Source organism: Paraliobacillus sp. X-1268 (assembly GCF_003426095.1).
Taxonomy (GTDB): domain Bacteria; phylum Bacillota; class Bacilli; order Bacillales; family Amphibacillaceae; genus Paraliobacillus_A; species Paraliobacillus_A zengyii.
Genome location: NZ_QJSK01000021.1, coordinates 1 through 12988, shown reverse-complemented (window position 1 = coordinate 12988; position 12988 = coordinate 1). Strand labels below are relative to the sequence as shown.

At 37.9% G+C, this 12988-nt stretch carries 9 protein-coding genes and 2 pseudogenes; 4 read left to right on the top strand and 7 right to left on the bottom strand.

The features are described from left to right. Positions 1 to 61: 61 nt before the first annotated feature. A complete protein-coding gene (locus D2K62_RS16020; RefSeq protein WP_112179533.1) occupies positions 62 to 1531 on the bottom strand; it encodes a catalase in 1470 nt (489 codons plus the stop codon). 396 nt (positions 1532 to 1927) lie between these two features. Here D2K62_RS16020 and D2K62_RS16015 point away from each other — a divergent pair, with 396 nt between their 5' ends. The 3 genes and pseudogenes from D2K62_RS16015 to D2K62_RS16005 all read left to right on the top strand — a co-directional run bounded on the left by D2K62_RS16015 (position 1928) and on the right by D2K62_RS16005 (position 4166). Then, entirely contained in the window at positions 1928 to 2704 is a 777-nt protein-coding gene (locus tag D2K62_RS16015; protein ID WP_112179535.1) for an ABC transporter ATP-binding protein, read from the top strand. Positions 2705 to 2764: 60 nt separating this feature from the next. Beyond that, a pseudogene (locus tag D2K62_RS16010) lies at positions 2765 to 3635 on the top strand (bile acid:sodium symporter family protein). Positions 3636 to 3818: 183 nt separating this feature from the next. Then, positions 3819 to 4166, top strand: coding sequence for a DUF1360 domain-containing protein (locus tag D2K62_RS16005; RefSeq protein WP_112179537.1), 348 nt, complete (start codon positions 3819 to 3821; stop codon positions 4164 to 4166). A gap of 102 nt (positions 4167 to 4268) precedes the next feature. Here D2K62_RS16005 and D2K62_RS19510 read toward each other — a convergent pair. The 6 genes and pseudogenes from D2K62_RS19510 to D2K62_RS15975 all read right to left on the bottom strand — a co-directional run. Continuing rightward, positions 4269 to 4577: pseudogene (locus D2K62_RS19510) on the bottom strand (Mov34/MPN/PAD-1 family protein); the annotation flags it as partial. A gap of 184 nt (positions 4578 to 4761) precedes the next feature. Further along, positions 4762 to 5838 carry a glycosyltransferase gene (locus D2K62_RS15995; RefSeq protein WP_112179541.1) on the bottom strand — a complete coding sequence of 359 codons (1077 nt, stop codon included), beginning with the start codon at positions 5836 to 5838 and terminating at the stop codon, positions 4762 to 4764. Between the two features lie 152 nt (positions 5839 to 5990). Then, positions 5991 to 8213 (bottom strand): NTTRR-F1 domain, encoded by a 2223-nt coding sequence (locus D2K62_RS15990; RefSeq protein ID WP_117161751.1) that lies wholly within the window; start codon positions 8211 to 8213, stop codon positions 5991 to 5993. 252 nt (positions 8214 to 8465) lie between these two features. Continuing rightward, positions 8466 to 9167 carry an acyltransferase gene (locus D2K62_RS15985; RefSeq protein WP_112179544.1) on the bottom strand — a complete coding sequence of 234 codons (702 nt, stop codon included), beginning with the start codon at positions 9165 to 9167 and terminating at the stop codon, positions 8466 to 8468. After that, positions 9167 to 10255, bottom strand: a complete 1089-nt coding sequence (locus D2K62_RS15980; protein ID WP_112179546.1) for a Gfo/Idh/MocA family protein — start codon at positions 10253 to 10255, stop codon at positions 9167 to 9169. Before D2K62_RS15980 ends, D2K62_RS15985 begins: the two co-directional genes overlap by 1 nt. Next, the gene (locus tag D2K62_RS15975; protein ID WP_112179548.1) at positions 10252 to 11355 is read right to left on the bottom strand and encodes a DegT/DnrJ/EryC1/StrS family aminotransferase; all 1104 of its coding nucleotides are present in this window, start codon (positions 11353 to 11355) and stop codon (positions 10252 to 10254) included. The genes D2K62_RS15980 and D2K62_RS15975 overlap by 4 nt, the downstream gene beginning before the upstream one ends. 209 nt (positions 11356 to 11564) lie before the next feature. Between D2K62_RS15975 and D2K62_RS15970 the strand changes: the two genes are divergently transcribed. Beyond that, positions 11565 to 12887 (top strand): nucleotide sugar dehydrogenase, encoded by a 1323-nt coding sequence (locus D2K62_RS15970; RefSeq protein WP_232824292.1) that lies wholly within the window; start codon positions 11565 to 11567, stop codon positions 12885 to 12887. The last annotated feature ends 101 nt before the right edge of the window (positions 12888 to 12988 follow it).

Here is a 12988-nt window from a genome sequence, read left to right as displayed (position 1 = left end):
TTCGTTAGTATTACCTAAAAAAATAAAGACACTGCACAAAGGCAGTGTCTTTATCGCGATATTATTCGCTTATTTCTTGTGGTAATGCAGTACCAAGTTCTTTGGCAATGCCTTCTGCTAATTCTGGAGCTACTTTGTAAAACTCTTTAAGCTGTCTCGCAACAATTTCTTCATTTCTTACGCCACTCATGTGGTCAGCAAAGTTTTTAATTGTATGTTGACGTTCTGCATCATTCATTACATCACGGAATAAAGCACGAGGTTGTGAGTAGTGATCATCACTATCATATCCTACACTATCTGCTGTTCCAGAAACTTCGAATGGGTTAATTTTGTTTTCAGGCGTTTCTTTTGGACCACTGTAACTATTTGGTTCATAGTTAACAGCTCTGCCACCATTGCCATCAAAACGCATTTGACCATCACGTTGATAGTTATCGACACTAGATTTAGCACGATTAATCGGTAATCCTTCATGATTTGCACCGATACGATAACGGTGTGCATCTGAATAACTGAATAAACGGCCTTGTAACATTTTATCTGGTGAAGCTTCAATACCAGGAACAAAGTGTGCAGGTGAAAATGCTGCTTGTTCAACTTCTGCAAAATAGTTCTCTGGATTACGATCTAATACCATACGACCAACTTCGATTAGAGGATAGTCTTCATGTGACCATACTTTAGTTACGTCAAATGGATCATAATGGTAAGATTTTGCTTCTTCTTCTGGCATAATTTGTACTTTAAGCGTCCAAGAAGGGTGGTTACCATCTTCAATTGCATTAAACAAGTCTTCTGTATGATAATCTGGATTGTCACCAGCCAACTTACCTGCTAAATCAACATCTAAGTTTTTAACACCTTGATCAGTTTTAAAGTGATACTTAATCCAGAATGCTTCACCTTCTGCATTTACCCATTTAAAAGTATGACTTCCATACCCGTTCATGTGGCGAAGTGTAGCAGGAATACCACGATCAGAGTGTAAAATCATGATTTGGTGCAATGATTCCGGTGATAAAGACCAGAAATCCCAAACCATGTTAGAGTCTTTAAGATGTGTTCTTGGATCACGCTTTTGTGTATGAATAAAGTCAGGGAATTTGATTGCATCACGAATAAAGAATACTGGTGTATTATTACCTACTAAATCGTAGTTTCCTTCTTCTGTGTAAAATTTAACTGAAAAACCACGAGGGTCACGTACGGTATCAGCAGAACCTAGTTCGCCTGCAACTGTTGAAAAACGGATAAACATTGGTGACTTTTTACCAGCTTCTGATAAGAAATCTGCCTTTGTGTATTTTGATATGTCATTGTTAGTTACTTCAAAGTAACCATGTGCGCCTGCACCTTTAGCATGTACAACACGTTCTGGAACGCGCTCACGATTAAAGTGTGCTAGTTTTTCTAAAAGGTGTACATCTTGAATTAATGTAGGTCCATGTTGACCTGCTGTAATTGAATTTTGATTATCTCCGACTGGAGCGCCAGAGGCAGTTGTTAAATTTTTTCTCTCGTTACTCACTAAATAACACCTCTCCTTATTAAACTCTAATATTTAAAGAATATATCCTTTATTATAATACAAACTTTATAAAAATCAATGTTTAATTAAAATAATTGTAATTAAAAAGATGTTGTAATTGATTGATAGTTAGTTTGCTAGATAATTATTGTTATATTTAAGTGGTAAGAATTGCATTATGTTATTTTGGTATTTCCCCAATGCAACCCTTTGTATTAGTTGTGATTACGCTTTCCTAAAACAGAGTTTATATTCTAACTAGAATACTTAAACAATATAAATGTATCTAAAAAATTTTATTGATCAGCAAACGCAAGTGAGAATTAGTTTAAAAGACTCGAATTTTTTAAAAATTTGCGCAATAATAGACAGTAATGGAATTAGAGGAGGAAAGTCATGATACTAGAGATAAAGAAAGCTGGTTTGTTGCGTAATGGAACTTGGATTTTGAAAGAACTTGATTGGAAAATTCAAAATCAGGAACATTGGGCTTTGCTTGGCTTGAATGGAGCGGGGAAAACAGCTCTATTACATATGTTATGTGCCTATTATTTTCCGACAGAAGGGGAAGTTACTGTATTAGGTAAGCGATTCGGGAAAGATCGGCTTGGCGAGGAACTACGACAAAAAATAGGAATTGTTTCCTCAATTATTCAGGGACGTTTTTATGAAGCAGATAGTGCCTATCAAATTGTTTTAAGTGGTGCGTTTGCTTCAATTGGATTATATGAAACCCCAACAGATGACATGCGTGATAAAGCGCAAAATCTTTTAAAAGATTTAGGTTGTTTTAGTTATGCGAATCGTAGCTTTTATACATTATCACAAGGAGAAAGACAACGGGTTATGGTTGCACGAGCGTTAATGGCTGACCCAGAGCTATTGATTTTAGATGAACCTACAAATGGATTGGACTTTATGGCAAGAGAACAGCTACTTGAGTCAATTGAGCACCTGACAAATCAGCCTAATTGTCCATCATTTATCTATGTAACACACCATGTGGAGGAAATTTTACAATGTTTTAATAAAACATTGTTACTTAAAAACGGGAAAGTTTTCGAAGCGGGAAATACGAAGGATATTATGCAAGAAGACAAACTTTCAACATTCTTTGGAACTAATATCGAATTAATTTGGCAAGATAATCGACCAACAATACGAAAAAGGTAAAGGTTTAATTTTGACAAAACCATATAATCTCAACAGGATGGAAAGGGCGTATTTTCATTTATGTTAAATCAAGTCAAGCATATATTAGAAAAACTAATGCCTTTTAGTACACCAATCAGTGTCTCTGCATAGTCTTGTTGTTGGCTGATGATTTAAAGCAATTTTCCATCTTTATGCCATGGATATTTGCATTTATGACCTTTTCCGGGAGTTTAAAATCTAGCTTCACTGCATTAAAACGAGCAGTTTCGCATCCCTTACCTATTGTAATTGCTTTGTTTATGTTATATATTATAATGCCTTTATGGGCATGGGGTGTGGGTCATATTGTTTTGCTAATGATACACTAACCATTACTGGTTTAATTTTAGCAATGGTTATACCTACAGGAATTACAAGCTTTATTTGGGTGTCAATGTATTGAGGTAACATAGTTCTAACTCTATCAATTATTTTAATTGATACGATTCGATCGCCGTTTATTGTACCTTCAATAGTAGGGATGTTAATTAATGAATGGACAAAAGGAAAAGTAAGAGATGGGTTAGGGGTAAAACTTAAACCATTTTCAAAAATAGGATTAGCCGCTGTAATTATGATTAATACATCGGTTGTTGCACCTTATTTAAGAAATATTAATAAGAAGTTAATCCTTATTGCAATTGTAGTGTTCTTTATTGCCTTTTGCGGTTGTTTATTTGCTTGGTTAATTGGAATTTCGACTTAACGCGATCGAGATATTATTTCCTTAACATTCACTGGTGGCATGCAGAATATTAGTGCAGGAGCTGTAATCGCTGTAGCATATTTCCCTCCTCCAGTAGCAGTTCCTGTTGTAATCAGTATGTTGTTCCAACAAATTCAAGCATCTATTTATGGACAACTATTAAAACGATATTATTCAAGATCGAGTTATCAATATAATTATTAAGATAGAGTCTAAAACCTTTTTATATAACTACTGATGGGAACTATGAGGTGTGATTAGTTTTTCAACGTAAAAATTCAAGAAATTGTTTGTTTCTTATTTCAATATTGGATATATAACTCAAACCTTTTAAGGTCGTATTGCATAGAATAGACGGGTAGGCTCAAAGCTAAATGAGGTGAAAATGTGCTTTCCGTATTTGAATTTATTTTATTGGGTTTAGCAACTTTTCGACTAGCACGATTATTTGTATACGATCAAATTACCACCAAATTTCGTTTACTCTTTCAGATGGAAGAAGAGAATGTGCTCCATGATGGAACAGTTGAAATCATCATTAGTGGAAAGGGAACAGGAATTAGACGTTTTATTGGCGAACTCCTAGCTTGTCATTGGTGTGTTTCCGTATGGTTTAGTGTTATTTTATATGGAGGCTTATTATTCTTTCCTTTTCTTTTCACACCAATTGTAATCATCTTTTCCGTTGCGGCTATTTCGGGAATTGTGCAAACAATAACCAATTATTTTATTTAAAGAGAAAGATAGTTCACTTTAGCTATCTTTCTTTTTAATCCAATATACGTATTGATTTCAATAAAAAGTGCAGTTCCGTCATATGATGGAACTGCATTCAAATTACTTACGTTTTATTGTCTTTTTACCACACCCACAGCCTCCAGTTCGTCTAACAGGTTTAGCTTTAATAACTCTCCTTTGCGGCATCTTATTCCCCCCTTTCAAGTTGCAGTGGATAACCTTTAAATGAATTATCTTTAATAGTGAAACAAGAAATAGAATATGGTGTTGTTTTAACGAAAGAATAATCATTTTTACTTTTTTATCTGGATGTTGACGTATATCTGTTTTGGATGGTCTTGGACGTGAAGTGGGATGGCTATGATAAATAGCGATAGGTTCTTCACCTTTTTTTGAGATTGCTTGGAGTGTATGTGTTACTTTATCTTCATTGACTTAAAATCGAGTAGGGATGTTTGCTTTGTTTGATAGGATATAAAGGCTAAATATTGTTTTCCCCTTTCCACTTAAAATTCCACAAGTTTCATTTGGCACCTGTTTTATTGCGTCTAATACTAGTTGTTGATAGAGACTTTTTGGTAAAATAAGTATTCTATTTATTTAATTTCTTTTCTAAAAGTACTTTGTTAAATAAAATGCGTTCATCTTTTGGTCTATAGTTACGAGCAAGTTCGTTATGCTGAAAAGATTTCTGGAAGTCTTGTAAATTATAGTAACAAACGCATAATTGCAAGTGTGGATACCAAGTGGAATAAGCTGGATAAGTGAAACTCCATTTGTTTGGATCTATTTCTAATGTTGTTGCTAGTTCATACCAAAAAATTGCATGTTGAAATTCTCTGTTCCTTTGGAAATGAAATCCTATCCGACTAGAAATCTCAGGACGTGGTGTCCTAGCAAACTGAAGAGATTCAAATAGTGAAGCTAATTCATTTTGTTTGTCATCTAGATAACGGTAACAATCAGCTTTATTAATACAAGCATAAACTTTGTCTTCAATCCAACCAGAAGAGAGAGAAATATTTTCTTTATAGCTTTTTATCGCTTCTTCGTAATGTCCATTCTCACGTAATTCATTTCCATAATAAAAATAGTCGCGTGCGGTAAAAGTCTCTCCTTTTTTTCGACGATTTTCATAAATAGCTAAATTTCTCCCAACAGAGTGATTCATTTTTTTGTGTGTTATGGAAATTTCTGAATTGATGATTTTGCCACTGACATTGAGGTAGTTATGACAATCACCTTGCCACTTGAAATTTTTCTCTCTTTTTAATAAGCGATTCAAACGATATTTTAATGTGACATTACCGTATTCATCTGTTTCTGCATTATAATACATGGAAACTGCATCAACGCTTGGATTAAGTGATTTTTTTAGATCTCTTAGCTTTTTCTGATCTTCTGGTAAGATAATATCATCAGCATCTAAGTAGATAATATAATCTTGTGTAGCATATTTAAATGATTCATTTCTAGCAGCGGCAAAATCACCAGTCCAGTCAAAATGGAATACCCTATTTGTATAACGCTTTGCAATTTCTACTGTTTTATCTGTTGAACCCGTATCGATAATGTTAATTTCATCTGCAATATTTTTAATCGTCTCTAAACAACGTGCTAATACTTCTTCTTCATTTTTAACAATCATACACAAACTGATAGATATCATTTGATCTAATCCTTTCATAAGAAGCTAGTTAATAATCATTTTATGTTATGTTGTTGTTTCGGTTTGTATTAAAACCTATAGTTTAAAAATTTTTTTAACGATAAAATAAATAGAAGAGAAAGAAAATTCTTTCTCTTCTAAAATAGTTATTATTACGGAAATACAATTAGATTCAATTCTCTATTAATTGCGTCTGCAGTTTGAACGTTGGTTGCAGTAGTCACAATTACTCTTACAGTATAATCCACAGTATCTGTTGCAGGTGCTGTATCTACATAGGTGTCGGAAAGTGGAAATCTTTCTGTCCCAGCTGATGCGAGTTGACGATTTAAGACTCGTGTTTGAATTAAGTTAGCGTCTCGATATAATCTGACTTCAAATATTACTTGATTATCTGCGGTATTGGTTGTTTCAACGGCTAGAGCGTAATCTATTTTAATGTTCTCGTCTAATTCTACATCGACACCAGCTACCGTAGCTACAGTTACTTCAGTGTTTAAGGGAACAGTTGGTGGGTCAAATACAGAAATTGATCCCGGTGTATTAATAAAGAAAAGTTCTGGTTGTATACCCGTAGGTCCAATAGGCCCTGTTGCGCCAGTAGGTCCAATAGGTCCGGTAGCCCCAGTGGCTCCGGTGGGTCCAGCAGGTCCAGTAGCGCCTGTAGCCCCAGTGGCTCCGGTAGGTCCAATAGGTCCGGTAGCGCCAGTGATTCCGGTAGGTCCAGTAGCGCCTGTAGCCCCAGTGGCTCCGGTGGGTCCAGCAGGTCCGGTAGCCCCAGTGGCTCCGGTAGGTCCAGTAGCGCCTGTAGTACCAGTGGCTCCGGTAGGTCCAGTAGGTCCGGTAGCCCCAGTGGCTCCGGAAGGTCCAATAGGTCCGGTAGCCCCAGTGGCTCCGGTGGGTCCAGCAGGTCCGGTAGCCCCAGTGGCTCCGGTAGGTCCAATAGGCCCTGTAGCCCCAGTAGGTCCGGTAGCGCCAGTGACTCCGATAGGTCCAGTAGCCCCAGTAGCGCCAGTAGGTCCAATAGGTCCAGTAGCCCCAGTGGCTCCGGAAGGTCCGGTAGCGCCAGTGGCTCCGGTAGGTCCAGTAGGTCCGGTAGCCCCAGTGGCTCCGGAAGGTCCAATAGGTCCGGTAGCGCCAGTGGCTCCGGTGGGTCCAGCAGGTCCAGTAGCGCCTGTAGCCCCAGTGGCTCCGGAAGGTCCAATAGGTCCGGTAGCGCCAGTGATTCCGGTAGGTCCAGTAGCGCCTGTAGCCCCAGTGGCTCCGGTGGGTCCAGCAGGTCCGGTAGCCCCAGTGGCTCCGGTGGGTCCAGCAGGTCCAGTAGCGCCTGTAGCCCCAGTGGCTCCGGTAGGTCCAATAGGTCCGGTAGCGCCAGTGATTCCGGTAGGTCCAGTAGCGCCTGTAGCCCCAGTGGCTCCGGTGGGTCCAGCAGGTCCGGTAGCCCCAGTGGCTCCGGTAGGTCCAGTAGCGCCTGTAGTACCAGTGGCTCCGGTAGGTCCAGTAGGTCCGGTAGCCCCAGTGGCTCCGGAAGACCCAGTAGCGCCTGTAGCCCCAGTGGCTCCGGTAGGTCCAATAGGCCCTGTAGCCCCAGTAGGTCCGGTAGCGCCAGTGACTCCGATAGGTCCAGTAGCCCCAGTAGCGCCAGTAGGTCCAGTAGCCCCAGTGGCTCCGGAAGGTCCGGTAGGCCCAGTAGCGCCAGTAGCCCCAGTGGCTCCGGAAGGTCCAATAGGCCCTGTAGCCCCAGTAGGTCCGGTAGCGCCAGTGACTCCGATAGGTCCAGTAGCCCCAGTAGCGCCAGTGGCTCCGGAAGGTCCAGTAGGTCCAGTAGGCCCTGTAGCACCAGTAGGTCCGGTAGCGCCAGAGGCTCCGATAGGTCCAGTAGGTCCTGCTTCCCCGTCACCAATAGCGTCAAGTAAAGCAACATCATCAATAAATATGAATGGTGTATTTAATGCACTATTCGGTTTACTGATAATTACTTGTGCCTGTGTTGTGCCCACGGGTGCTGTAGAAGTAGTTTGATAAATTTCGTTCCAGTTATCGTCTATAACAAGTGGAAGTGTGTCATATGCAATTGTCACGTCTAATCCAGTACCTATTACACTATCTGTAGCGTCTAAGAATAATACTTCGAGAAAAATAGTAGGACTTGCTTGAAGTTTAAACTTTGCTAAAGACACGATCAATTCAAAGCTATCTCCAGACTCAGCGGAAACTGTTTGTGAGATTGAAGCAGGTGCTACACTACTGGGGAATCGTGCAGAATAGTATCCTGAATGGGATTGTTGAACTGTTACAGTTGTGTTTAGAGAATCCCATCCCGTTAAATCACCTGTTTCAAAACTTCCATTTATTATTAAATTTTGGATTGGCATAAAAAAATTCCTCCCTTCAATATATTTGAGATACATTGCTAGTTTCACTAGAAATGCAACTCAATAGTATAGTATGAGAGGGAGAAGAAATTGCAAAGGCGCTTAACTTAAGAGCTGAGGTCCAATCTGAGAATGTGCGAAATTCTAGTAGATTATAATAATGCTAATTGTAGTTTTATGCCGAAAGAATAGTTTAAAGAAAGTGATAACAGAAAAGGTAAGCATTTTTCGTTTGGTTATCTAATCAATCATTTATTTCTCTAGTTCTTTTCCAGCGACTCCAATAACTGTTTTATGGTCTGGAACATCATGGACGACCACTGTTCCAGCACCGATAGTAGACTCTCTCCCAATCGTAACGTTAGGGAGTAGTGTTGCATTGTTTCCTATTTTAGCTCCAAATTTAATGAGTGGGCCTCTAAGTCCAACCCCACCAGAACGCATATATTTATCATTGGAAGTAGAACAACAGGGACCTATAAAAACATCATCTTCAATCTCCATAAAGGCAGTGATATAACATCCTGTTTGTATGGTAACGTTATTGCCGATTAAAGTATTGTTTTCTATTATCGCATTGCGTCCTACTACACTTTGTTTTCCGATTTCTACATGTTCTCTTACGCTAGCTAAATCACCAATAAAAATTGAATCGTGTAAAATACTGCCGCGATAGATCACGCAGTTATCTCCAATCTTCACACCATTCCCAATAACTAATGGTGGTAAATCGGATATTTTATTTTTAACTTGGTTCATCTGCTTATTCCCAGAAGGTGATTTACCCAGAGAAGTCATATTTCCAACAGTAACGTAGTCGTCAATGACAGTATCTTTTTTAATAACACTATGATGGCCAATTGTGACGAAATCCCCTATTATTGCATCCTTTTCAATCACTACGTTTTCTCCTAATGTTACATTTTTTCCTATAAAAGCTCGCTCATCAATCATTATTTTCCCTCCTTATCTGAATTCTGTTGCATTTGGATTGTTGAAAAGTCAGTAATAGGGAAGCGAACTTCTTTGTTCAATTTATCCGAATAATACAATCCAAAAATGAACTCAAGTACTTTTTTCGCCTCATAAACATCTATTGTTGCGGTGTGTTCTGGGTTTGTTAAGGCTTGATAAAAATCTTTATACATATAAAGTCTATCTTCATGATCCATTGCAATCTCGCGTACTTCTTTTTCTGAAATGGACTCATTTTCAAGATAAAAACGCTCTACTTGGTTTAAAGCAGGTCCGCTAAAAGCTACTGTTCCATTTTCACTAACAACATGTAGGGCATAGCCAATGTTTTTTGGTTGTGTTAGAGCATTTGCAGAAATCGTTCCAGGCACATCGTTTTTAAATTGAATCGTACCAACTGCGACGTCTTCCGTTTCTTTCCATGACGCAAAGTTTTTTGTTTTTCCATAAATGGATTGGATATCTCCCATAAACCAAAGAAGCAGGTCTGCTACATGCAACCCCTGATTCAGCAACATACCACCATCATCTTCCCAAGTACCTCTCCAACTTGCCTGTTGATAATATTCTTTGGGTCGATTGATTTGAACAGATGCAGAGGCAGTATATAACTTCCCAAATTGGTTTTGCTCAATTAATGCCTTGGTTTTTTGGAAAATCGGTCGATAACGAAGTTGATGACACACAAGAACTTGTCGATTACATGCTTCAGATAGAGCGATAATTTCATTTGCGTCTTTTAAAGATAAAACGAATGGCTTTTCAACAATGACATGCTTTCCTTTACTTAGTGCTTGTTTAATCATCGTACTGTGTAAACCAGAAGGCGTAGTGATGATGACGACGTCAATTTCTCCCAATTCTAATAGTGCTTGGTAATCGGTGAATAAAGCTACTGTCTTTTCTTCCTTATTAGTTGGAAGAAGTGCTTTGATTTTATCTGCCCTTCCTAAATCAGAATCGGCTACAGCAATTAAGTGAAACTTATCTTTCAACTGGGAAAGGATTTGAACGTGTTTCTCTGAAATGAATCCACACCCAATTAATCCAGCGTTTAGTAGCGTCATTGTAAATCAACTTCTTTTATCGAATTGATAATTTTTCTTTGTTCTTCATTTGTTAGAAATGGATGCATTGGAATAGATAAGACAGATTTAGATAATGTTTCTGCCTCAGGGAAATCGCCTACTTGATAATGAAGATCTGCGTATGCTTTTTGTAAATGAAGACAGCAAGGATAATAAATTGCTGCTGCTATTTCGTTTTTCTTTAGGTTTGTAATAATCGCATCTCTATTGGTGCTCTTTAGGCAAAAAAGATGATAAACATGCTTGTTATCCTGCTTCTCATTGAGAAATTCAACTGTTGAAAGAGAGCTTAATTGATCTATATAAACCTTTGCTGCTTTTCGTCTCTTTTCATTCCAATTGTCTATATGGTCTAGACACACTAGTAAAATTGCAGCTTGGAGTGAGTCTAGCCTACTGTTATAACCAACTTCATCGTGATAGTACTTTTTATTACTTCCGTGTACACGAAGTTGGCGAATGCGATTTGCTATTTGTGTGTTATTGGTTGTGACAATCCCTCCATCTCCAATTCCACCAAGATTTTTAGTCGGAAAAAAAGAAAAGCATGCTGCATCTCCTAAACTTCCTACTGGTCTATCCTTATACGTAGCTCCATAGGCTTGACATGCATCCTCAATAACTATTAAATTATTATCTTTGGCAATTTGGTTGATTTGATCCATTTCAGCTGCTTGCCCAAATAAATGAATGGGAATAATACATTTCGTTTTTCTGGTAATATGTTTCCTTATTTGAGCTGGATCAATTAAACCTGTTGCAGAATCGACATCAGCAAATACCGGTCTTGCACCAATACGACTAATGGCCTCTGCTGTTGCAATAAATGTAAATGGCGAAGTAATAACTTCATCTCCCTTTCCAATCCCATAAGCGTGAAGCGTTAATATTAATGCATCTGTTCCGCTTGCTACAGTGATTGCATCTGAAACAAGCAAATTAGTCGCAACCCTTTTTTCCAACTGTGCTACTTCTGGTCCTAAAATAAAGTTTCCACTTTGCAATACATTTTTCATTGTTTCTAGAAGTTCTGTTTCAATCGATTGATACTGTCTTTTTAAATCTATTAGGCGAATCATACAAAATCTCCTTTCTAATGTTTACATACTCTAGTTACCTTATGACTATGTCGTAAGAGAAGGAACGGCAAGTAACTAAAGGCGCGTGGGTATGATCACTGATTTTAAAAACTAGTAGCATCGCCTTTTTTAGAAGAAACAAGAACTTGATTCAGTCAAATCTCATATAAAGAAGTAGATTACTATAAATTAGAGAGGATAAATTTGGTATGAAAATTAAAACGGATTCAAATGATCATGTAGTGCAGATGAGTGAAAAGACAATTGGGGTAGTTGGACTTGGTTATGTTGGCTTACCAGCAGCAATCTGTTTTGCTGAGAAGTATCAAGTTATCGGATATGATATTAATGTCAATAAAGTTGAAGCGTTGATAAATGGAAAAGATGAAACGGGTGAGGTAACAAAGGAGCAGTTGCAAGAAACAACGTGTATATTTACAACAGAAGCTGAAAATTTGAGGGCTTGTGACTTTATAGTTGTAGCTGTTCCGACACCGCTTGACCAGGAGAATAAGCCTGATCTATCTTATGTGAAGGACGCAACAAAACTGATTGGAAGAAACATGAAACAAGGTGCAATTGTTATTTATGAATCAACAGTTTATCCTGGTGCAACAGAAGAAATTTGTTTACCACTATTAGAAAAAGAATCTGGATTAACAATAGAAATGGACTTTTCAATAGGGTATTCACCTGAACGAATTAATCCTGGAGACAAAAAGAATACATTTAAAACAATTGGAAAAGTAGTTTCAGGATATAACGAAAAAACTACAAAAAGTATAGAACTGTTATATGCAAGTGTCTTAGAAGCTCCCGTTTATCGAGCAACATCGATTAAGGTAGCTGAGGCATCAAAAGTGGTTGAAAATACGCAAAGAGATATTAATATAGCTTTTATGAATGAGTTAGCGATGCTATTTGATCATATCGGGATAAATACAAACGATGTGTTAGCTGCTTCACGAACAAAATGGAACTTTCATCCCTTTACACCAGGTTTAGTTGGCGGACATTGTATTAGTGTAGATCCTTATTATTTAATTGAAAAGGCTGAGCAAATGGGTTATTCACCAACCTTTATGAAAGAAGCGAGAAAAATCAATGCTTTTATGCCTCGATTTGTAATTGATAAAATTAAACACTATAGTCAACAGCAACAAATTGAATTACATCAGTTAAGTGTCAATATATTAGGAATAACTTTCAAGGAAAATGTACCAGATTTAAGAAATTCTAAAACATTCGAAATCGTAAAAGGGCTACGAAATTTAGGCGCGCACGTTACTATTAGTGACCCACATGCAAGTGGAAAAGAGGTAATGGATATTATGGGGGAGCCGCTTATTCCATTTCAATCATTACCAGAGGCGCATATCAATTTACTTGCAGTTCCTCATCTTGCTTTTAAAGATCAAATCACGCATTCTTATAAGAAGTTATTTGTAAATGATCAGGGATTAATGATCGATCTAAAAGGATTTTTATCCCCAGAGAAATTTCCTGATACAATTGAATGGTGGACACTATAAGTAAAGAAAAAGAGGCTGGGACAAAACTCAGATAAACAATAAAAAGTTGCATCTTCCAACGGTAGTTGGAAGATGCAACTTTTTTATAAAATCGAAAATTT